Origin of the sequence: Pseudocitrobacter sp. RIT415, from assembly GCF_003057695.2 — a bacterium.
GTDB lineage: Bacteria > Pseudomonadota > Gammaproteobacteria > Enterobacterales > Enterobacteriaceae > Pseudocitrobacter > Pseudocitrobacter faecalis.
The window spans coordinates 1-21,547 of the sequence record NZ_QBJC02000014.1; the positions used below are offsets into that span (position 1 = coordinate 1).

25 protein-coding genes and 3 tRNA genes are annotated in these 21,547 nt (G+C 51.8%); 9 read left to right on the plus strand and 19 right to left on the minus strand.

Going from position 1 to position 21,547, the window contains the following annotated elements; all coding sequences use genetic code 11:
• Positions 1-242 precede the first annotated feature (242 nt).
• A complete protein-coding gene (locus tag DBY68_RS14420) occupies positions 243-746 on the plus strand; it encodes a non-heme ferritin-like protein (RefSeq protein ID WP_108475260.1) in 504 nt (167 codons plus the stop codon).
• Positions 747-803: 57 nt separating this feature from the next.
• Here the strand turns inward: DBY68_RS14420 and DBY68_RS14425 are convergent, their stop codons facing one another.
• Positions 804-1,052 carry a DUF2766 family protein gene (locus DBY68_RS14425; RefSeq protein ID WP_015963981.1) on the minus strand — a complete coding sequence of 83 codons (249 nt, stop codon included), beginning with the start codon at positions 1,050-1,052 and terminating at the stop codon, positions 804-806.
• Between the two features lie 96 nt (positions 1,053-1,148).
• Positions 1,149-1,238, minus strand: a complete 90-nt coding sequence (gene azuC, locus DBY68_RS14430) for a stress response protein AzuC (RefSeq protein ID WP_015963980.1) — start codon at positions 1,236-1,238, stop codon at positions 1,149-1,151.
• A 208-nt stretch (positions 1,239-1,446) separates the two neighbouring features.
• On the opposite strand from azuC, the gene DBY68_RS14435 reads away from it, so the two are divergent.
• Complete coding sequence (locus DBY68_RS14435) at positions 1,447-2,871, plus strand: MFS transporter (protein WP_108475259.1); 1,425 nt, start codon at positions 1,447-1,449, stop codon at positions 2,869-2,871.
• Between the two features lie 219 nt (positions 2,872-3,090).
• Here DBY68_RS14435 and DBY68_RS14440 read toward each other — a convergent pair whose 3' ends face one another.
• Positions 3,091-3,729, minus strand: coding sequence for an RpiB/LacA/LacB family sugar-phosphate isomerase (locus tag DBY68_RS14440; protein WP_108475258.1), 639 nt, complete (start codon positions 3,727-3,729; stop codon positions 3,091-3,093).
• A 253-nt stretch (positions 3,730-3,982) separates the two neighbouring features.
• Between DBY68_RS14440 and yecR the strand changes: the two genes are divergently transcribed.
• Together yecR and ftnA are read left to right on the plus strand one after the other, a co-directional pair.
• Entirely contained in the window at positions 3,983-4,321 is a 339-nt protein-coding gene (yecR, locus tag DBY68_RS14445) for a YecR family lipoprotein (protein WP_108475257.1), read from the plus strand.
• Positions 4,322-4,479: 158 nt separating this feature from the next.
• Complete coding sequence (ftnA, locus tag DBY68_RS14450) at positions 4,480-4,977, plus strand: non-heme ferritin (RefSeq protein WP_108475256.1); 498 nt, start codon at positions 4,480-4,482, stop codon at positions 4,975-4,977.
• A gap of 34 nt (positions 4,978-5,011) precedes the next feature.
• Here the strand turns inward: ftnA and DBY68_RS14455 are convergent, their stop codons facing one another.
• On the minus strand, positions 5,012-5,251 hold the full coding sequence (locus tag DBY68_RS14455) for a YecH family metal-binding protein (RefSeq protein ID WP_108475255.1): 240 nt from the start codon (positions 5,249-5,251) through the stop codon (positions 5,012-5,014).
• A 194-nt stretch (positions 5,252-5,445) separates the two neighbouring features.
• On the opposite strand from DBY68_RS14455, the gene tyrP reads away from it, so the two are divergent.
• Positions 5,446-6,657, plus strand: a complete 1,212-nt coding sequence (gene tyrP, locus DBY68_RS14460) for a tyrosine transporter TyrP (RefSeq protein ID WP_108475254.1) — start codon at positions 5,446-5,448, stop codon at positions 6,655-6,657.
• Positions 6,658-6,689: 32 nt separating this feature from the next.
• Here the strand turns inward: tyrP and DBY68_RS14465 are convergent, their stop codons facing one another.
• From DBY68_RS14465 to uvrY, 7 genes are all read right to left on the minus strand, one after another.
• Positions 6,690-7,358 (minus strand): YecA family protein, encoded by a 669-nt coding sequence (locus tag DBY68_RS14465; protein WP_108475253.1) that lies wholly within the window; start codon positions 7,356-7,358, stop codon positions 6,690-6,692.
• Between the two features lie 151 nt (positions 7,359-7,509).
• Positions 7,510-7,596 (minus strand) — tRNA-Leu (locus tag DBY68_RS14470).
• Positions 7,597-7,608: 12 nt separating this feature from the next.
• Positions 7,609-7,682: transfer RNA gene (locus DBY68_RS14475), tRNA-Cys, on the minus strand.
• Between the two features lie 38 nt (positions 7,683-7,720).
• Positions 7,721-7,796: transfer RNA gene (locus DBY68_RS14480), tRNA-Gly, on the minus strand.
• Between the two features lie 151 nt (positions 7,797-7,947).
• Entirely contained in the window at positions 7,948-8,496 is a 549-nt protein-coding gene (pgsA, locus tag DBY68_RS14485; RefSeq protein ID WP_015963969.1) for a CDP-diacylglycerol--glycerol-3-phosphate 3-phosphatidyltransferase, read from the minus strand.
• Positions 8,497-8,550: 54 nt separating this feature from the next.
• A complete protein-coding gene (uvrC, locus tag DBY68_RS14490) occupies positions 8,551-10,383 on the minus strand; it encodes an excinuclease ABC subunit UvrC (RefSeq protein WP_108475252.1) in 1,833 nt (610 codons plus the stop codon).
• Entirely contained in the window at positions 10,380-11,036 is a 657-nt protein-coding gene (gene uvrY / locus DBY68_RS14495; protein WP_108475251.1) for a UvrY/SirA/GacA family response regulator transcription factor, read from the minus strand. The genes uvrC and uvrY overlap by 4 nt, the downstream gene beginning before the upstream one ends.
• Positions 11,037-11,489: 453 nt before the next feature.
• Here uvrY and DBY68_RS14500 point away from each other — a divergent pair, with 453 nt between their 5' ends.
• Positions 11,490-11,714: a DUF2594 family protein gene (locus DBY68_RS14500; RefSeq protein ID WP_015963966.1), complete on the plus strand. Its 225-nt coding sequence runs from the start codon at positions 11,490-11,492 to the stop codon at positions 11,712-11,714.
• A 67-nt stretch (positions 11,715-11,781) separates the two neighbouring features.
• On the opposite strand, the gene sdiA is transcribed toward DBY68_RS14500, so the two are convergent.
• The 8 genes from sdiA to DBY68_RS14540 form a co-directional block, all read right to left on the minus strand.
• A complete protein-coding gene (gene sdiA, locus DBY68_RS14505) occupies positions 11,782-12,504 on the minus strand; it encodes a transcriptional regulator SdiA (RefSeq protein WP_108475250.1) in 723 nt (240 codons plus the stop codon).
• 185 nt (positions 12,505-12,689) lie between these two features.
• Positions 12,690-13,442: an L-cystine ABC transporter ATP-binding protein TcyN gene (gene tcyN, locus DBY68_RS14510; RefSeq protein WP_108475249.1), complete on the minus strand. Its 753-nt coding sequence runs from the start codon at positions 13,440-13,442 to the stop codon at positions 12,690-12,692.
• Entirely contained in the window at positions 13,439-14,107 is a 669-nt protein-coding gene (gene tcyL, locus DBY68_RS14515; protein WP_108475248.1) for a cystine ABC transporter permease, read from the minus strand. The genes tcyN and tcyL overlap by 4 nt, the downstream gene beginning before the upstream one ends.
• Before the next feature lie 15 nt (positions 14,108-14,122).
• The gene (gene dcyD / locus DBY68_RS14520) at positions 14,123-15,109 is read right to left on the minus strand and encodes a D-cysteine desulfhydrase (RefSeq protein WP_108475247.1); all 987 of its coding nucleotides are present in this window, start codon (positions 15,107-15,109) and stop codon (positions 14,123-14,125) included.
• Between the two features lie 93 nt (positions 15,110-15,202).
• Entirely contained in the window at positions 15,203-16,003 is an 801-nt protein-coding gene (tcyJ, locus tag DBY68_RS14525; RefSeq protein ID WP_108475246.1) for a cystine ABC transporter substrate-binding protein, read from the minus strand.
• A gap of 85 nt (positions 16,004-16,088) precedes the next feature.
• A complete protein-coding gene (gene fliZ, locus DBY68_RS14530; protein ID WP_108475245.1) occupies positions 16,089-16,640 on the minus strand; it encodes a flagella biosynthesis regulatory protein FliZ in 552 nt (183 codons plus the stop codon).
• Between the two features lie 32 nt (positions 16,641-16,672).
• Complete coding sequence (locus DBY68_RS14535; protein WP_108475244.1) at positions 16,673-17,395, minus strand: RNA polymerase sigma factor FliA; 723 nt, start codon at positions 17,393-17,395, stop codon at positions 16,673-16,675.
• Between the two features lie 160 nt (positions 17,396-17,555).
• Positions 17,556-19,070 carry a FliC/FljB family flagellin gene (locus DBY68_RS14540; protein ID WP_108475243.1) on the minus strand — a complete coding sequence of 505 codons (1,515 nt, stop codon included), beginning with the start codon at positions 19,068-19,070 and terminating at the stop codon, positions 17,556-17,558.
• 247 nt (positions 19,071-19,317) lie between these two features.
• Here DBY68_RS14540 and fliD point away from each other — a divergent pair, with 247 nt between their 5' ends.
• The 3 genes from fliD to fliT are packed head-to-tail and all read left to right on the plus strand — an operon-like array spanning position 19,318 to position 21,527.
• Positions 19,318-20,727, plus strand: coding sequence for a flagellar filament capping protein FliD (fliD, locus tag DBY68_RS14545; RefSeq protein WP_108475242.1), 1,410 nt, complete (start codon positions 19,318-19,320; stop codon positions 20,725-20,727).
• 15 nt (positions 20,728-20,742) lie between these two features.
• Entirely contained in the window at positions 20,743-21,153 is a 411-nt protein-coding gene (gene fliS / locus DBY68_RS14550) for a flagellar export chaperone FliS (protein WP_108475241.1), read from the plus strand.
• Positions 21,153-21,527, plus strand: a complete 375-nt coding sequence (gene fliT / locus DBY68_RS14555) for a flagella biosynthesis regulatory protein FliT (protein ID WP_108475240.1) — start codon at positions 21,153-21,155, stop codon at positions 21,525-21,527. The genes fliS and fliT overlap by 1 nt, the downstream gene beginning before the upstream one ends.
• Positions 21,528-21,547 lie beyond the last annotated feature (20 nt).

Below are 21,547 nucleotides of genomic sequence, written 5' to 3' on the forward strand. Positions count from 1 at the left end.
AACAAACTTAAGAGTTTTCTTAGGCTGGAGTGCGCGGTATTATTTTTCGAGCCGAGTCAGGAATCGTACATCGGTCACATTCAGAGGTCGTTGAATATTACATTCTGTTATTGTTCTCTGACGCGTAAATAGCGTGATTTAAACGTAAATTAATTCAGGCTGCTTCATTGTAGCGTATCAATTTAAAGTAAAAATCCGCCTGTTAACGTGAGTTGTCCCTTCCAGGAAATAAGGATATTGGTATGGCAGTCCCAGGAATGGTTCAAAAACTGAATACTCAAATGAACCTTGAGTTTTACGCATCTAATCTCTATCTCCGTCTGAGCGAGTGGTGTTCTGAACAACGCCTCAACGGCACCGCGACTTTCCTTCGCGCGCAGGCGCAAACCAGCGTCACCCAAATGATGCGGGTATTTGATTACATGAAGAAATCTGGCGGCTATCCGGTCGTGAAAGCCATCGAGCCACACGAAGAACAGTGTGCATCACTCGAAGAACTCTTCCTGAAGACCATTGAAGAGTACAACCAGCGCAGCACTACGCTTTCTGAGTTGGCCGAGCAGGCAAAGGTTCTGCGCGACGACAGCACGCTGAACTTCCTGACCAATCTTGAAGTAGAGCAACAGCAGGATGGCGTTTTATTGCAGGCCATTCTTGAGGAAGTACGCAACGCCAATAAAGCGGGGCTGTGTATGCAACAAACCGATCAGCATCTGCTGAACGTGGTGAATCACCAGGTGCATTAATCCCTTCCCAAGCGACAACCGGCAGCATAAACCTGCCGGTTGCATAACCCGTATCAATCAGTGTGCTTCACCCTGCGGTGTAAACTTCAGCTCAATCAGGGCAATGGCTTTTTGGATCGCGCGCAGCGTGACCGGATCAGCGGATGGGTGCCCAGCAAAATCAATAGATTTCAGTTGAGTGGACATTTTCTCACGCACTTCGACGGGGGCGATGACATCGATGACATCAAGAATTTGCTTAATGACCAACTGGCAGGCTACCACGTCGGATACCAGTTCTTCATCAGCAGTCAGGTTCTGGGACATATACGCTCCTTAACATTTAGGGGTACTATGGTACTCGAAAGGAACGAAGCCTGCTCCTTGCAGACATAAAAAAACCTGCCGTGGCAGGTTTTTTTATCAGAACATAGCGCCTGGCGGTACGTCTTTGAAAGTTTTGCAATAGTTCTCGAACATGCTTTTGAGGATTTTGCGCATGCGTTGTTTCATTGTGATGCTCCGATTTTGTTACGCAGGTGTTATTGTCTTTTGACACATAGTATGACATTCATCACAAAAATCAACCAAAACGGGACATGCGTCACGTTTAATTTTTCAGCAAACCGCGATTAAGATCTATTATCTGAAACAAATCCGTTACTTAGCTAAAAACTTATATTAGAAAAATTGCAGATTATTTTGATAGGGTAAAACAAAAATGAGTGAGCCTCTCCAGGCACAAAACAAGCGCGGACTGTCGCCTGCTGCTCTGTTGGTTGCCGGGGCGTTTTTTATGGAGTTTCTTGATGGCACCGTGATCGCCACCGCCCTGCCCGACATGGCCAAAAGTTTTGGTGAAGACGCCGTCGATCTTAACATTGGTATCAGCGCCTATCTGATCACGCTGGCCGTTCTCATCCCCGCCAGCGGCTGGATTGCCGACCGATTCGGCGCACGGAAAATATTCACCCTGGCGCTGGCCATTTTTACCCTGGCATCCGTATTTTGCGGCCTGGCAACTACCGTCGATAGTTTTGTCGCCATGCGCATCCTTCAGGGAATGGGCGGCGCGCTGATGGTACCCGTTGGACGTCTGGCGGTTCTGCGTACTACACCAAAACATCTGCTCATCACGGCTATCGCCACGCTCACCTGGCCCGCGCTCATCGCCCCCATTATCGGGCCGCCGCTGGGTGGGTTTATCACCAGCGTCGCGGACTGGCGGTGGATCTTCTTTATTAACGTTCCATTGGGCATTATCGCCATTTTGCTGTCGCTACGTATCATTCCCGACATCCGCGATGACGAACGCCGCCCCTTTGACCTGCCTGGTTTTCTCGCTACCTCGGTGGCGATGGTATGCCTGGTGTGCGCCATGGAAGCGCTGGGCGGTCAACGCATACACAATTGGGTGGTGTTGACACTCTTTGCTATTGGCGGATTGGCATTTTATTACTCGCTGTACCATTTCCGGCGAGCCAAATGGCCGATGATCCGTCTGGATGCGCTGAACGTACCGACTTTCCGAGTCACGATGTACGGAGGATCGCTATTCCGGGCTTCAATCAGTGCGGTGCCTTTCCTGCTGCCGCTGCTTTTTCAGGTCGGTTTTGGGATGGATCCGTTCCATTCAGGCCTGCTGGTACTGGCGGTATTTGTCGGCAATCTGACCATCAAGCCCGCCACGACACCGCTGATTCGCTGGCTGGGGTTCCGCCGCCTGTTACTGATTAATGGCGCTTTGAACGTGGTGGCTCTGGTCGCCTGCGCCTTCTTAACGCCACAAACTCCCGAGTGGGCCATATTACTGGTGCTCTATTTAGGCGGCGTATTCCGCTCCATCCAGTTTACCGGCGTGAGCACGCTGGCGTTTGCGGACGTGCCCGGCTCGCAGATGAGTTATGCCAATACGCTGTTCAGCACCGCCAGTCAGTTAGCTATCGGGCTTGGTATCACCCTTGGGGCAATCGGTATTCGTCTGGGGGAGAAAGTGAGTGAAGTGCTGGCACTCGGCGCCATGCCGGGAATAAGCTTCAGACTGGCGTTTGTGTTTATCGCTCTGATCTGTCTGGCTGGGATGATGGACACGCTACGGCTGACTCAAGATGCTGGTGTGTCGGTATCTCAAAAGGTGAAAGCATAGAATCAAAAATCCCCACACCGGTGGGGATTCAGATTGCTGACGGATTGCACGTTGTTCTTGCCGGATGCGGCGTAAACGCCTTATCCGGCCTACAAAATCGCATTAATTCAATATATTGCAGAATTCTTGTAGGCCTGATAAGCGGAGCGCATCAGGCAATTTCGCGTTTGCCATCAGTCTCAATCCCCACTTACGTGGGGATTTTCATTTCATACAGAATTACCCGAGGATCTCACGCACAAACGCTTCGATCTCTTTATTCTGGCAATTTTCAAAGAAACACTGCTGGAAACGCTGGCCAGAAACAGCGGTTTTCACCAGCTCCGGGTCAATCGCACGCAGCGTATCAAGATAGTTTTCCTTCACCACAGCCGCTTTCACCTGGTTCAGAATGCCCGCGTTACGAACCTGCGGTTCTTTACGCTCTGGCGGATAACCTTCCCCGTTACGACCGGTAAAGGCTTTTTCAAAAATAAAGCGCACGTTCAGCTCCGCGCCCCAGCCGAAGCCTTTCGCGAAGGGCAGCGACAGTGCGTTACCGTTGTTGATCTGCGCGAACAGGAAGGCATCAGCAGGATCGATGCAGTAACCACATACCACACCCGGGTGGATGTTCAGGGACATCAGCGCCCCCTGGCCGGTACCGCATCCAGTTACGACGAAATCAACCGCTTTGGAATTCAGCAGGATGCTGGCCATGATACCCAAGTGAATATAGGTCAGATGATGGTCATTTTCATCGCTCATACCCACGTTGAAAACCGGGAAGCCTTTTTCATCGGCAACCGCTTTTAACTCATTATGAATGATGGCGTTTTTGCTGGCCTGGCTGTTTTCCATCATCAGTGCAATTTTCATTCTTTCCTCTCCTGAATGCAGCGCGGGCGTCTCCCGCAAGGGTTCGATAACAATGTATCAACCTTACAACCTCACAAACATACTTTCAAATTTTATGAAAAATGGTTTTAAAAATCACAGCAAGGCTCACATTTTTGCTTTATCAGACGCCCATCGTCGCCATAAGAAAGCACGGTTATCGTCTTTAATCGGAAGATTGCCCACACCGGCATGTGACAGGATAGAGCAATGATAGATTGCCCCGGGTAACACCATGAAAACATTCTTAACGATTAGCGCTATCGCGCTTGTGCTATCTGCCTGTAGCGTCCACCGAGAGGCCGCCGTGAGCGAAATGGATGCGACCAGCGGCGTCGTGCGTCTGACTTATGGCCAGGCAATGTTGCAGAACGCAAAGACCGATGACTATGTCGCGAACGGGACGGCGACAAAAGCTTGCCAGCAAATGGGATACGCCTCTGCCTTTGCTTACGGACAGCCAATTACCACCTGTGTTAGCAGCAGCGGGCCATTATGTATTAACGAAAGCGTGACGCTGCAGTATCAATGCAGAGGGATCGCTGTTACACCAGTTGCACCCGCATGGAATTAAATTCTACGCCGGAATAAATTCCGGCGTATTTATTATGCCAATGCGTTTTATTCCCATTCGCATTATTAAATAAGGGTTTTTAATTTTACCTTTTGCAAATAATTTAATAACAACTTATAGTTCCTCCATAATTAATTACGCCTTTATGGAGCCTGACAATGTTAAAAACGGAAATGATCGAGAAATTAAATCAACAAATGAATCTCGAGCTTTACTCCTCCCTGCTTTATCAACAGATGAGCGCCTGGTGCAGCTTTAACAGCTTTGAGGGCGCCGCTGCGTTTCTGCGCCGCCACGCTCAGGAAGAGATGCAGCACATGCAGCGTCTGTTCGATTACCTGACCGACACCGGTAGCCTGCCATGCATCCACAGCGTTGCTTCACCGGTGGCAGAATACGCGTCACTGGACGATCTGTTCCGCGCCACCTACGAGCATGAACAATTGATTACGTCTAAGATCAATGAGCTGGCGCATGCCGCGATGACCAATCAGGATTATCCAACCTTTAATTTCCTGCAATGGTATGTCGCTGAGCAGCACGAAGAAGAGAAACTGTTTAAATCTGTGATTGATAAATTGACCCTCGCCGGGAAAAGCGGTGAAGGCCTCTACTTTATTGATAAAGAGCTCTCTACGCTCGATACTCAGAATTAATTAACGGGCAGCGGCGTTATTTCGCCGCTGCTTATTAATGTCGACAAATTTTACTTTCCGCCGTGGTGAATCCCGCATCCACCGGAACAAACTTGCCTTTTTTCTCCAGAAATGCAACCAGCTCAGCTGCGGTCATATTTTCTGCCGAACAGGTATGAAAACGCGCGCTCTCACCGAAACGGTTTTCAATTGCCATTACCAGACTTTCTTTTGAATAAGATTCGCCTGATGCGATCATCATATTCAGCACTTCATGACCGTGAATAGATTCCATAATGCCTCCGCTAAAACCGTCACATTAACCTGCATTTGATATACCTTTTTTGCGCTAGCGCAGGCTTTCTTAACTCACTTTATTCGTAAACTTTTTATTACACACCCTGTAATCGTGATTTGACGAATCGTCTGGTTTCACATAACCTGCGCGACATATTCGTGTCGTATATACGTGCAGTCGTAGAGGAAAGCGTGAAGAACCGTACCCTGGGGAGTATTTTAATCGTAGCGGGCACCACCATTGGTGCTGGTATGCTGGCGATGCCGCTGGCTGCGGCTGGCGTCGGCTTCGGCGTAACGCTGGTGCTGTTAATTGGGCTTTGGGCATTGATGTGCTACACCGCCCTGCTGTTGCTGGAAGTGTATCAACACGTCCCTGCTGACACCGGCCTTGGCTCTCTCGCACACCGCTATCTCGGCCGCTATGGTCAGTGGCTAACCGGTTTCAGCATGTTATTTTTAATGTACGCCCTGACTGCCGCCTATATCAGCGGTGCGGGTGAGTTGCTGGCCTCCAGTCTTAGCCAGTGGTTTTCCGTCAATATGCCGCCCGCTATTGGTGTACTGCTGTTCACGGCGATTGGCGGCACGGTGATTTGTATTGGCACATCGCTGGTCGACCTTTTCAACCGCTTCCTGTTCAGCGCCAAGATTATTTTTCTGGTGGTGATGCTGGCGCTGCTGCTGCCACACATTCATAAAATCAATTTGTTGACGCTGCCGTTGCAACAGGGTCTGGCGCTATCGGCCATCCCGGTGATCTTCACCTCATTCGGTTTTCATGGCAGCGTACCCAGCATTGTGAGCTATATGAATGGCGACATTCGTAAACTACGTCGCGTGTTTATGATTGGCAGTTTCATTCCGCTGGTCGCTTATCTCTTCTGGCAGTTGGCGACACTGGGTAGCATTGAGTCCAGCGTCTTTGCCGGTTTGATGGCACAGCATACGGGGCTTAACGGTCTGCTGGAAGCGATTCGCGCCGTTGTCGCGTCAGCCCACGTCGAACTGGCGGTACATCTGTTTGCCGATCTGGCGCTGGCAACCTCTTTCCTCGGCGTGGCTCTGGGCTTGTTTGATTATCTGGCGGATTTGTTCCAGCGTCAGAACGGCGTAAGAGGTCGCCTGCAAACGGGTGGCATTACCTTCCTGCCGCCGCTGGCCTTCGCCCTTTTCTATCCGCGTGGTTTTGTGATGGCGTTGGGTTATGCGGGCGTGGCACTGGCGGTGCTGGCGTTGATTATCCCATCACTGCTGACGATGCAGAGCCGTAAACATCACCCACAAGGTGGTTATCGCGTCGCTGGCGGAACGCCCGCGTTATGGTTTGTGTTTGCCTGTGGGATTGCGGTGATTGCGATTCAGGTAGCGATAGCGGCAAATCTTTTACCTGCAGTAGGCTAAAAAAAAAGCCGGGTAATACACCCGGCATTTTTTCATTTATTGGCACAGCACTGTTTGTATTTCTTTCCGCTGCCGCAGGGGCATGGCTCGTTACGCCCCACTTTCCCCTCATTTCTGACAGGCTGCTGCATCGGCGTCATTTTCGGATGCGCCATCCAGAACCCATGCAACATGAGCGCTGCCGGGCGGATCTTGTCGATACTTTCCAGATACTCTTCAGCCGTGAAGTTATCCAGCGCCTCTGCTTTCTGCTCTTCACCGTGCAGTGCGATGGCATCCAGATCTTCCTGTAACGCAGGCGGCAAACCCGACCAGTCGCTTAAGCCCACGCCACGCATATAGCCATAGCACCACTCTTCCACAACTGTCAGCTCCTGGCCCTCTTCCTCGCGCGTGCCGAAAAGAGGTTCAAACTGATCGGGATAGTCATTCAGACGCTCAGCAATATCGCCCATATGTTGCAACGTAAGGTTGATGAAACGATCGCGCTCACGGTCCGCTGACCAGCGCGGCACGCTATCCGCCCCACCCCATACAGCCAGAAGCCAGTCCGCTGGCTCAATCTCTTGTGGCGAGGAAAGGATGGCCGTGAGCATACCGTCCAGCTCGGAAACGTCGAGGATCGATTTATCCGTCGAATATTTCTCGATGGTCTCATCCAGCCATTCCAGCTCGCTTTCGGTTAAGGGTCCTGTTTTCATTTTTTGATCTCATCACGTTTATAAGGGAGCGTTCAGACAAGTATTGAGGGAGAGCAGGATAAATGGAAGCAAAGAAAAACAGATACAAAAAAACCACCCGGAGGTGGTTTCACGACACTGCTTATTGCTTTGATTATTCTTTGCTTTCCCATGGTACCCGGAGTGGGACTTGAACCCACACAGCGCGAACGCCGAGGGATTTTAAATCCCTTGTGTCTACCGATTCCACCATCCGGGCTCGGGAAGAAAGTGGAGGCGCGTTCCGGAGTCGAACCGGACTAGACGGATTTGCAATCCGCTACATAACCGCTTTGCTAACGCGCCTTTAAAACGTAACACCCGCAACTGCCGATGTTTTAATTTGGAGCGGGAAACGAGACTCGAACTCGCGACCCCGACCTTGGCAAGGTCGTGCTCTACCAACTGAGCTATTCCCGCGTCATCAAGTTGATTTGCTAACCACTTGATTTTGCTATCGTCTGGCAATCAGTGCCGCCGTTCGATGCGTTGCATTCTACTTATCTGACGCACTGAGTCAACGGTATTTTTAGCAACTTTGTGTTGTTTGCTGAAAATTACGCCGAAACGATCACTGTTCAAGCAAATCTGCACGCGCAGCGTTCAAATATTGCAGCATTGACCACAGTGTCAGTACCGCCGCAAACAGGAACAGTACGATACCGGCCCACTCCACCCACTCATTGGGACGCCACAACAGCCACGCCAGGGCCGCCATTTGCGCAGTGGTTTTCACTTTGCCAATCCAGGAGACGGCCACGCTGCTGCGTTTACCCAGCTCTGCCATCCACTCACGAAGGGCAGAAATAATAATTTCACGGCCAATCATAATAGCAGCCGGCAGGGTCACCCACCACGTGTGGTAGTGTTCAACCACCAGCACCATAGCGATGGCCACCATCACTTTATCGGCTACCGGATCAAGAAATGCGCCAAAACGCGTACTCTGGTTCCAGCGACGCGCCAGATAGCCATCAAACCAATCGGTTACCGCGGCAATACAGAAGATCAGTGCACAGGCGAACGGCGCCCAAACAAACGGGAGATAAAACGCCAACACAAAGAACGGGATAAGGATGACGCGGAACAGGGTAAGCAACGTAGGAATATTATATTGCATGCAAGGTAACTATCTGTTGTTAGTAAATATTAGCCCTATGTTGCTACAGAGCCCCTAATGTTTCAACGAGTAGAAGATCTTTTCTGCCAGGCCGTGTGAGATACCCGGAACTTTCGCTATCTCTTCAACGCTGGCGTTTTGCAAACCCTGCAGGCCGCCCATGTACTTAAGCAGCATCTGGCGACGCTTCGGCCCGACGCCTTCGATAGTCTCCAGCGTGCTGGTGCTCTTTACTTTAGCGCGTTTTTTACGGTGCCCGGAAATCGCATGATCGTGTGATTCGTCACGAATATGCTGGATAACATGCAACGCAGGGGAATCTGGCGGTAAGCTAAAGCCCTCACCTTCCGGTTCAAAAAACAACGTTTCGAGCCCGGCTTTACGATCGCTGCCTTTTGCCACACCGAGCAGTAAAGGATGGTTTTTATCCCACGTGACATCAAGCTCGGCAAAAACGGCTTTCGCCTGACCCAGTTGCCCTTTACCGCCGTCGATCAAAATAACATCCGGGATCTTACTCTCTTCTATATCTTTACCATAGCGGCGGCGTAGCACCTGGTTCATTGCCGCGTAGTCATCACCCGGTGTGATGCCCGTAATGTTATAGCGACGATACTCGGCGCGCAGCGGCCCATTCGCATCAAACACCACGCAGGAGGCCACGGTCTGCTCGCCCATCGTATGACTGATGTCAAAACACTCCATCCGCTTAATCTCAGGCAGTTCCAACTGTGCTGCCAGCGCTTTCAGGCGCTGATGCACGGTGGACTGTTGCGAAAGTTTGGTGGTGAGCGCCGTCGCCGCGTTGGTACGGGCTAGTTTCAGGTACCGTGCGCGGTCGCCGCGCGGTTTAGTTTCAACGTGGATGCGCCGCCCGGCCAGCTCCGACAACGAATCGGCCAGCAGGGTTTTATCGCTGAGCGCAAAGTCGAGCAGGATTTCCCCCGGCAGAGTACGCATCTGGCTACCCTGGAAGTAAAACTGACCGACAAAGGTTTCCACCACTTCGTCAAGCTCCGTACCGCCGGGCACTTTCGGGAAGTAGCTGCGGCTGCCCAACACTTTGCCCTGACGGATAAAGAGCACATAGACGCAGGCCATTCCTGCCTCAAACGAAACGCCAATGACGTCGAGGTCGTCGCCGTTATTCGAGACAAACTGTTTCTCGGTCACGCGTCGTACCGCCTGAATCTGGTCGCGAATGCGCGCCGCCTCTTCAAACTCCAGCGCCTGACTGGCTTTCTCCATCCGCGCGATCAGCATGGTTAACACCTGATCGTCTTTCCCGGCGAGGAACAGGCGCACATAATCGACCTGCTGCGTGTACTCTTCTTCGCTGACCAGCCCGGCGACACACGGCCCAAGGCAGCGGCCAATCTGGTATTGCAGACAGGGACGCGAGCGGTTGCGGTAGACGCTGTTCTCACACTGACGAATCGGGAAGATTTTTTGCAACAGCGCCAACGTTTCCCGCACGGCATAGCCGTTAGGGAACGGGCCAAAATATTCCCCTTTCGCATGCTTCGCGCCACGGTGCATCGCCAGCCGCGGGTGGGTATCGCCGCTCAGGAAAATAAAGGGATAAGATTTATCATCACGCAGCAGCACGTTGTAACGTGGCTGGTAGAGTTTGATGTAGTTGTGTTCCAGCAGCAGCGCTTCGGTTTCCGTGTGCGTGACGGTCACGTCGATCTGCGCAATTTGCGCCACCAGCGCCTCCGTTTTACGGGAAGAGACCTGGCGACGAAAATAGCTGGAGAGGCGTTTTTTAAGATCTTTGGCTTTACCGACGTAAATAACGGTGCCGCCGACATCATACATACGATAGACGCCGGGCTGGCTGGTGACCGTTTTCAGGAAGGCTTTTGAATCAAAAACTTCACTCACTGACTTGCTAACGACTCCGCATTACACAGACCATGGCGAATTGCCAGGTGAGTCAGTTCAACATCGCCATGAATGTTCAGTTTGCTGAACATGCGATAGCGATAACTGTTCACCGTTTTAGGACTCAGATTCAACTGCTCTGAGATCTCATTTACTTTTTGGCCTTTGGTGATCATCAGCATAATCTGCAATTCGCGTTCAGACAAACTGGCGAATGGCGATTCTGTTTTTTCCGGCTCAATCTGACTCAGGGCCATCTGCTGCGCGATATCAGATGCAATATAGCGCTGGCCAGAGAATACAGAGCGGATGGCATTCACCACTTCTTGCGGTGCTGCCCCTTTGGTTAAATAGCCAGCCGCCCCTGCCTGCATAACCCTGGCGGGGAGCGGATTTTCGGTATGAACGGTTAACATAATCACTTTTGTGTCAACCGCAGAGCGCGCAATTTTACGCGTGGCCTCAAGGCCGCCGATGCCCGGCATGTTCATATCCATCAGAACAACATCAACGGGATTAGCGCGGCACCACTTCACAGCGTCTTCGCCGCAGTTAACTTCACCGGTGACCCTAATACCTTTTGTATCTTCGAGAATGCGTCGTATCCCTGCGCGCACCAGTTCGTGGTCATCAACAAGAAGGACGTTGATCAAAGGAATAATCTCCAGAATAGGGATAACGCTACTGCCTCTTAATTCACTCCCATAGTACCGGGTTTTATATCAATTTTGAAAGTCTAAAAGTGTCACAGCGTCGATTTTGATCTCGTTTTTGGAAATTAGAATGTACATCTGATGGAAATGTCTTAAAAACAGTGAGATGCGAAGCACTCTTTTTACAACTTTCTACGCAATTTGTCCGTATATGGACAATTTTTCGCAGATGAGAAATACGCAATATAATATGTAACAATAATTAACGATGAGAGAACCAGATTTAAACATTTTGTGTGCATAATCACTGTTCTGGCCATTTTTAATTATCAGGAGAGGCGAAAGTAACGGGTAAAAAACAAGCACTCCATTTTTTATGCTGGCTTGTGGTATACTTCGCGCCCTTCACTATCCAGTATCGCGCATCAGCGCAGAAATCATACGAGGCAATAAATGAGCACACCTGATTTTTCCACCGCGGAGAATAACCAACACCTGGCCCAGGAGGTATCCTGTCTGAAAGCCATGCTGACCCTGATGCTGCAGGCAATGGGTCAGGCAGATGCTGGCCGCGTGATTCTCAAAATGGAAAAGCAAATTGCACTGCTGGAAGATGAAGCCCAGTCTGCTGTATTTTCCAGCACCGTTAAGCAAATTAAACAAGCTTACCGCCAGTAATAAAAAACCGGCTGTAAGCAATGCCTACAGCCGGTTTTCCGTCTGACACGCAGAACATTAAACAGAGTCAGATAAGACCAATCGCTACCGCATAGCAGGCAATCTGCGTTTTATTCGGCGCATCAAATTTCTTCTGCATATTCTTTTGGTGGAAGTTCACCGTATTCTCGGAAATTGATAGAATCATCGAAATCTCCGCCGATGTTTTACCCTCTGCCGTCCATTGTAGTATTTCCAGTTCACGTTTACTGAACTTCATCTCCCTCGGCATGACCATTTCATCCTCAACGCGTAATAGCGCAAGAGAACTCATCTCTAATAACATTTGCAGGCGAAGTTCAATTTCATCACTATCTGGCCCTGCTTCTGTCGCGTGTGTTCGTGATACCGAAAAGAAACTATGAGCATGATTTGGAAGCATCAGACATTGCGTCGCGCCCGTGCGCAGACCATGATCTCGTGCGGCATCCCACAACTCCTGGGCCTCGCAGAATAACGCATCGTCCCACCGTAAATGCCCAAAACGGAAATTGCCCTGCTTCAGAACCGGATCGACTGCCAGATAATTCGCGGCTTTATAATGCGACATCCAGGCGTCAGGATAAGTGGTATAGAGTGAAGTTTTAGGCCGCGTGAACGGCACCGGATGGCGCACGCACAGCGAGAAGAAGTCATATTCAAGGTGTTCGGTTTGCTGCTGCAGAAGCGTATAAATTTGGTCGCTGGTTGATGCGGATTGAAAACGATGCAGCATCTCCCGCCGCCAACTGAAAAAGTCACTGTCCCTCATAACGAACGAGAAAGCCTCTTATTGAGAATTATTTTTATCAATACAGAAAACTAACACATAAACAGTGCTTATATGTATAAAATATTACATTCTCGCAAAATTATCTTAATTTTCAGCTGACAGGCGAAGAGATGTCCGGGCAATTACCGTCCTGATTTTGGTTAAGGACGGTAATTGATTTCGGTTTACTGCATGAGGAATTTTTCGAGGAACTGACGGGTACGCGCCTGCTGCGGATTAGCAAACAGCGCTTTCGCCTCGCCCTGCTCCACAATGCGTCCCTGATCCATAAAGATAGCGCGGTCGGCGACATCACGCGCGAAACTCATCTCGTGCGTCACAATAACCATAGTGCGCTTCTCCTGGGCCAGTTGACGGATGGTGTTTAATACCTCGCCGACCAGTTCAGGATCCAGCGCAGACGTCGGTTCATCAAACAGAATCACATCCGGGCGCATTGCCAGCGCACGGGCAATAGCCACTCGCTGCTGCTGCCCCCCGGACAAGCGACGCGGATAGCTCCCCTCTTTCCCGGCCAGGCCCACTTTCGCCAGCAATTCACGCGCGCGGGCGCTGGCTTCAGCTTTATTTTCACCTTTAACAATGACCGGGCCTTCAATGATATTTTCCAGCACCGTCCGGTGAGGAAATAAATTGAAACTCTGGAAGACAAACCCTACATGCTGGCGCAGACGGCGGATTAACCCCTTCTGCTGGCTGATGGATTTTGCCGTGTCGATGGTAATATCACCCACCCGAATGGTGCCGCCTTCCGGCTGCTCCAGTAAATTAATACTGCGCAGCAGCGTGGTTTTCCCCGAGCCGCTCGGCCCGATAATCGCCACCACTTCACCTTCATTTACCTGCAAATCGATGCCATGCAGCACCGTCTGACCATGGAACTTTTTCACCAGGTTTTTTACGTCGATGGCACTCATTTTGGATCACGCTCCTGGCGGTTAAGCTGATTTTCAAAGTAGTTTTGCAGCGAGGAGAGCACCGTCGCCATCACCCAGTAGATCAACGAGGCCGCGAGGTACATGGTGAACACTTCCAGCGTGCGCGACGTGATAAGCTGCGCCTGACGGAACAGCTCTGGCACCTGAATCGTCGCCGCAAGCGAGGTGTCTTTCACCAGGCTAATAAAACTGTTCGACAACGGCGGCAGCGCAACGCGTGCAGCCTGCGGCAGAATCGCCCGGCGCAGCGTTTGCCACGGCGTCATCCCGATACTGGCGGCAGCTTCCCACTGGCCTTTATCGATAGAAGAAATTGCCGCACGCAAGGTTTCAGACGTGTACGCCGCCGTGTTCAGCGACAGGCCAATCATCGCTGAAGGGATAGGATCTAATTCGATGCCAAACTGCGGCAGGCCGTAATAAATCATAAACAGCTGTGCAATAAGCGGCGTACCACGAAAAATAGAGATGTAGAATCGCGCCAGCCAGCGCACCGGCCAGACTTGCGACATCCGCATCAGCGCCAGCAGGAACCCCAGCACCAAACCAAAAAACATGCCGCCAATACTCAATTGCAGCGTGAACACTGCGCCTTTGAGCAGATACGGCAGCGAATCAACAACCAGTTGTATACTCTCTTGCATAAGTCTTTTTCTACGTTAGATATGCGGATGATAGGCGAAGAGCGCAGGCGCGCCGCCCGTATGAACAAACAGAATCGGCCCTTCATCCTTAAAGCGTTTCTGGGTAATACCGTCGATAAGCCCGGCCATTGCTTTACCGGTATAAACCGGATCCAGCAGAATGCCTTCCAGGCGCGAAAGCAGTTTCACCGCTTCCATACCCGCTTCATTGGGCATGCCGTAAGCCGGGGCAAAGTAATCATCCCACAGCAGAATATCCGCACTGGCGCTCACTTCAAGACTTTCAGCGACCGCCTGTTGCAACGTCACCACTTTTGGTTTTTGGTCCGCGACGCTGCGCGAAACGGTTACACCAATCAGTTCCGCATCCGGCATCACCTGTTCAAGGCCTACCGCCAGCCCGGCGTGGGTGCCGGCGCTGCCGGAGGCCACTACCACGGATGAGAGAGCCACCGCGCCTTCACACTGCTGAGCGATTTCCAGCGCGCTCTCTACATAGCCCAGCGCGCCCAGCGCGTTAGAGCCACCGACCGGAATGACGTAAGGGCGAAAACCCTGCGCTTCGATGCGCGTAGCCAGTTCAGCCAACTGCGCGTTCGGATCGGTCAGCGCGTCGCACATTTCCACCTGAGTATTGAACAGATCCAGCAACAGGCGGTTACCGTTACTCAGGTAGTTTTCCGCCGTGGTGCCAATCGGATTTTCCAGCAGCGCCACGCAGTGCAGGCCGAGCTTCGCCGCCACCGCTGCCGTCTGGCGCACGTGGTTCGACTGAATGGCCCCGGCGGTAATCAGCGTATCTGCGCCTTCACGTAGCGCATCTGCGGCCAGAAATTCCAGCTTGCGCAGTTTATTGCCGCCCATCGCCAGCGGCGTGACGTCATCGCGTTTGATAAAAATGTCGCGCCCTAAGTAATCGGAGAAACGCGGCAGATATTCCAGCGGCGTCGGCGCGCCAATAAATTCGAGGCGCGGGAAGCGCGTTAAGTTTTGCAGAGACATGAAACCTCCTGACTGAATTCTCTTGATTATGCACCCAGTTGCCGCGGAAATAAAAAAAGGCGCTCTGTTAGCGCCTTTTTTAAGCAACTTCGATTATTTTGTCACGTCAGCGCCGAACCATTTTTCAGACAGCGCCTTCATGGTGCCGTCTTTCTGCATGGCATCGATCGCGCCATCGATCGCTTTCAGCAGGTCTTCATTGCCTTTGCGCAGCGCCACGCCAGATTCCTGGTGGGAGAACGCTTCGCCGGTTACCGCCAGCGTGTTATTGGTTTTCTTCACCATATCCAGCGCCGCCAGACGGTCAACCAGAATAGCGTCAACACGGCCTACGCGCAGATCCTGGAATTTCGTCGGGTCATCATCATAGGTACGGACATCAACGCCCTGCACATTCTGACGCAGCCACTCTTCGTAGTTGGTACCCAGCCCCACGCCCACTTTTTTACCTTTCAGGTCAGCCGGGGTTTTAATGGAGCCTTCATTGCCTTTTTTCACCAGCGCCTGAATACCGGAGATAGTGTACGGAGTAGAGAAATCATATTTTTTCTTACGTTCAGGTGAAATGGTCACCTGGTTAATCGCCACATCAATGCGTTTGGAATCCAGAGAGGCCAGCATTCCGTCCCATTTGGTCGGTTTAAGATCGGCTTTCACGCCCAGATGTTTTGCCAGATCGTTGGCAAAATCGACTTCAAAACCGGTCAGTTTGCCATCATCGCCCTGGAAGCTGAACGGTGGATAGGTGCCTTCCAGACCCACGCGCAGGGTTCCGCGCTCTTTCACCTGGTTAAGCAGATTCTCCGCCGCGAACGTGTTCGCGCTGACACCTGCCATCAAAGCCACTGCCATCACGCCCATTAATGCCTGACGACCGAAAAGTGCTAATTTCATTATACCCCCGAAAAGATTGCTTTTTTTGTAGTGTAGGCCGTTTGTGAAAACAGACAAACACCAGACAGTTATAAGCTATTCCGTTTTAATATATATCAGAGGTCGCGGGATACGCGAAATTCTGACCCGGTGCCATGCCAGCCCGATTAACAAATTGCGTATATTTTCGTAGCGCAATACGATAATTATTGGTGCTGGTCTGCGGCAACCAGGGAATTAATATCTCATCCGGCGCGCCTTTCTGCAGCAGATTTCGGGGAATATTATTTTTTACAAGATGCTCGCCCAGACGCCGTAAGCGCACAACGTACTCGCGCACCGTGCCGGGGCTCATTTCGGTCTGTTCAAAGAGATACTGCTTAAAGCCGATAATGTCGAAGAAATCACTCTGCTCTTTGCAGTGCAGTTCGCCGCAGAAACGGCATAACGCGGCCCACTCGCCACGCTGCTGCAACCACGTTTCCTCGTCCACCAGCATATCCAGCCGGGCGATGGCAAGCTTGTTAACAATTTCGCCAAGGCGAACAAGCGTTACCCGATCGAGCGCTTTATGGCAGTGAGTACAATGTGTTTGGCTGTGTTTAAAGTCTTTAAGATAGCGGCTTAGTGGCCGTCTTTTTAATTGCTGCATAGTGATGAAAACTCCACGTCGTCATTGCTTATGCGGCATTACTCCAGCTTACCCAGCTTCGTGCGCAGGCGTTTGATTGCCTGGCTATGCAACTGACTGACTCGTGACTCTCCGACTTCCAGTACCGCGCCAATCTCTTTCAGATTCAGCTCTTCCTGATAATAGAGCGTCAGCACCAATTTTTCCCGCTCAGGGAGGGCTTCGATGGCCTCCATCACGCGCAGACGGAGATTCCCCTCCAGCAATTGGTGAAGCGGGTTTTCCTGCTGATTGGCTTCCGTCACCATCTCGACGCTATCGCCATGCTCTTCCCGCCACTCATCGTAGGAGAATAACTGGCTGTTATTGGTATCGAGTAACATCTGACGGTACTCTTCAATGGGAATACCCAACCGATGCGCAACTTCTGTTTCGGTCGCGTTACGGCCCAGTTCCTGTTCCAGTTGCCCCATCGCCTGCGCAACTTCACGCGCGTTACGCCGAACGCTACGCGGTGCCCAGTCACGGCTGCGTAGTTCGTCCAGCATCGCCCCACGGATGCGTTGCACTGCGTAAGTGGTAAATGCCGTGCCCTGCAGAGCGTCGTAGCGTTCAACGGCATTCAATAACCCTATGCCGCCCGCCTGGAGCAAATCGTCAAGTTCCACACTCGCCGGCAAACGCACCTGAAGGCGCAGCGCCTCATGGCGCACCAGAGGGACGTAACGTTGCCATAGCGAGTGTTTATCCATTACACCATCAGCGGTATAGAGTGAATTCACGATAAACAGCCCTGCATTAATTAAGTTATCGGCACAATTATCCGTTTCTGCATGATTTTTAATTGAGGGAATAGTGGGTGAAATGAGGGGTTATTTGCGCAGTCGGGGAAGAGGAAACGTGAAAAACCCCGCCGGAGCGGGGTTTGCGTGGGGCAGGCGATTAGCCCTGCAGCAGAGACAGAACCTGCTGCGGTACCTGGTTGGCTTTGGAGAGCACGGAGTTACCGGCCTGCTGAATGATCTGCGCTTTCGACATGTTGGACACTTCGGTCGCATAGTCGGCGTCCTGAATACGGGACTGCGCTTCAGACAGGTTGGTGGTGGTGTTGTTCAGGTTGGTGACCGCGGAATCCAGACGGTTTTGTACCGCACCGAGGGAGGAGCGGAATTTGTCGACCATGGCGATAGCATCATCCAGTGCCGCCAGCGGTTTTGAGTTATCCGCAACAGATTTCACCGTGTTGTTCGGGTCGGACAAATCTGCACCATTCAGAGCGGTTGCGCCGTAGGTTTTACCGTCAGCCGCTTCGACCAGTTTGGTTTTACCATCAGAACCCCCCAGGGTAACCGCCGCAGTAACGCTGGCACCCGTTGCATCTTTATAGGTTACTGTTTCTGCACCTGGCGTGGTCACAGTGGTGCCATCGTAGTCGGTTGCAAAGATAGTGCCGCTGTCATTCTGCAAGCCATAACCCACGTTGGTCACTTTACCGGCGGAATCCGTATTAGACAGTTGAACCAGTTTCAGACCCGTTGTGTCAGCCCCCGCTGCCGCCAGCGCAGTTTTAGCAGCGGTGACATCAACAGCCGTGCCTGGAGTGGTTGTGGTAGTTGCAGTCTGAACTTTGCCCGAAGTCAGTGCAGTACCTGGAGCGGTACCCGCTTGCTTATCAGCTGCCGCTACAGTAACACTACCATCTGTAGCAACGTGCAGCTCATAGTCACCATCAATCGTGTTATCAGTGGCACTGCTGATGGTTCCGTAATACTTGCCGTTAGTATTATCAAATTTGAGGTTAGTGATGGTTGCGTCAGTAGCCAGGCTAGTCGCTTTTGTAGTGACATCAACGTCTGTTGCGCTATCTGCATACGTTGTCGTGGACGTACCGCCGGTCGTTACAGCGCTGGTAGAAATATTCGCTTTCGTGGAAACATCAAAACCCGTCAGACCCAGAGTCGTTGAGTCGATTTTTTGCAGGTCAATAGAGATAGTCTGACCGTCGTTCGCCCCCACCTGAATTTTCATGGTGCCGTCTTTTGCCAGCACGTTCACGCCGTTGAACTGAGTCTGGCCGGATACGCGGTCAATCTCTTCCAGACGCGATTTGATTTCGTCCTGGATAGAGGACAGGTCAGAATCAGAGTTCGTTCCGGTGGTCGCCTGTACAGTCAGTTCACGCACACGCTGCAAGTTGTTGTTAATCTCAGACAGTGCGCCTTCGGTGGTCTGTGCCAGAGAAATACCGTCGTTGGCGTTACGTGCAGCCTGAGTCAGGCCTTTGATGTTAGAGGTAAAGCGGTTAGCAATCGCCTGGCCCGCTGCATCATCTTTTGCGCTGTTGATACGCAGACCAGATGACAGGCGCTCAATGGAGCTGGACAGAGCAGACTGGTTTTTGTTGATGTTGTTCTGAGTGATCAGCGAGAGGCTGTTGGTGTTAATGACTTGTGCCATGATTTCTTTTCCTGTTTTCAAGTCTACGGTTTAGGTATTGGGCTTCCACCCTTCGGCTTCGTCGCCGTCAAACCTGTTATCGTCTGGTCACTCACAACCTTTAGAATTTTTTTCTAGCCGCCGAAATACTCTCCTCACACCGCCCTATTCTCGCCATTAAATAAGCAAAATTAATCGTAAACTTTGTGCCATTCCCGCCGATAACCCCGGTATTCGTTCTACGTGTCACACGATTAAGGAATTCATCATGGCAAGTATTTCAACGCTGGGCGTCGGGTCGGGTTTGGATCTGAGCGGCATTCTGGATAGTCTTGAAGCGGCGCAAAAATCGACGCTGAAGCCTATTTCAACGCAGCAGAGTTCATATACTGCGAAGCTGAGCGCTTACGGCACATTAAAAAGCGCGCTGGAATCCTTCCAGACCGCCAACACCGCGCTGAATAAAGCCGACCTGTTTACCGCCACCTCCACCACCAGCAGCAGCACCGCCTTCAGCGCCACCACCACCGGGAGCGCGATTGCCGGGAAATACACCATCAGCATCACGCAACTGGCGCAGGCGCAAACGCTGACCACCAAAAACAGCCAGACCGACACCAAAACCGCCATTGCCAGCAGCGATAGCGTGCTGACTATTCAGCAGGGTGGCGGAAAAGATCCGGTCACGATTGATATCAGCGCGGCCAACTCCTCGCTGACCGGCATTCGTGATGCCATCAACAATGCGAAAGCAGGCGTTAGCGCCAGTATTATCAACGTTGGCAACGGTCAATATCGCCTGTCGGTGACCTCAAACGATACGGGCAGCGACAACGCGATGACCCTGAGTGTGAGCGGCGATAGCGCCCTGCAAAGCTTCATGGGCTATGACCCGAAAGCGTCCAGCAACGGTATGGAAGAGAGCGTCACCGCGCAAAACGCCAAACTGACGGTGAACAACGTTCCGATTGAGAACAGCAGCAACACCATCAGCGATGCGCTGGAAGATATCACCCTCAACCTGAATGATGTCACCACCGGTAACCAGACGCTGACCATCACCAAAGACACCTCGAAAGCGGAAAGCGCGATCAAGGCGTGGGTGGATGCCTATAACGCGCTACAGGACACTTTCAGCAGCCTGACCAAATACACCGCCGTGGATGCAGGCGCAGAGAGCCAGGACACCAGCAACGGCGCGCTGCTCGGCGACTCCACGCTGCGCACGATCCAGACGCAGTTGAAAACCCTGCTGGGTAACACACACAGCAGTTCCGATTACAAAACCTTGTCGCAGATTGGTATCACCACCGACGCCAGCACCGGCAAGCTCGAACTATCGACCGACAAACTGCAGGCGGCGCTGAAAAAAGATGCCTCCGGCGTGGGCGACATGTTTATCGGTGACGGCAAAAATACCGGCGTCACCACCACCATCGGCAATAACCTGACCAGTTGGCTTTCCTCCACCGGGATAATTCAGGCGGCGAAAGATGGTGTCAGTAAAACACTGAACAATTTGACGGATCAGTACAACGCCGCCAGCGATCGTATCGACACGATGATGGCGCGCTACAAAGCGCAGTTCACCCAACTGGACGTGCTGATGAACTCCCTGAACTCGACCAGTAGCTATCTGACGCAGCAGTTCGATACGTCCAGCAGCAACTCTAAATAATTAGCAGGAGACAACATGTACGGCGCAAAAGGCACGCAGGCCTACGCACAAATCGGAGTCGAGAGCGCAGTCATGAGCGCCAGTCAGTCGCAGCTGGTCACCATGCTGTTTGACGGCGCGCTTAGCGCGCTGGTTCGCGCTCGTCTGTTTATGCAGGACAATCAGTTGGAAGGTAAAGGCCTCTCGCTGTCGAAAGCCATTAACATTATCGAAAACGGTCTAAAAGTGGGACTGGATGAGAACAGCCGTGACGAACTGACCCTGAATCTTATTTCACTGTACAGCTACATGGTGCGACGCCTGTTGCAGGCTAATCTGCACAACGATGTTGCCGCCGTTGAGGAAGTGGAAGGCTTGCTGCGCAACATTGCTGATGCGTGGAAGGAGTCGTTACTTACGCCTAACTTGATTCAGGACGCCGTCTAATGAACCACGCACCGCACTTGTATATTGCCTGGCAGCAGTTGGTTGAGAAAAGCAAAATAATGCTCCGCCTTGCCACAGAGGGTTTGTGGGATGAATTGATCGCCAGCGAGATGGAGTACGTGCGTGCGGTGCATCAGGTCGCGGATCTCACCCAGCAGAATCCGCCGTCAAGCGCCATTCAGGACCAGCTCCGCCCGCTATTGCGCGCCGTGCTGGATAACGAAGCTGAAGTGAAACGCCGCTTACAGCTGCGAATGGATGAGCTGGCTACGCTCGTTGGGCAGTCCTCCATGCAAAAATCGGTAATGACAACGTATGGTAACCAGGGTGGACATGTTCTGGTGCCACAAAGCAGTAACGACACCAGCCATTAACCTTCGCGGCGTGAAATTGC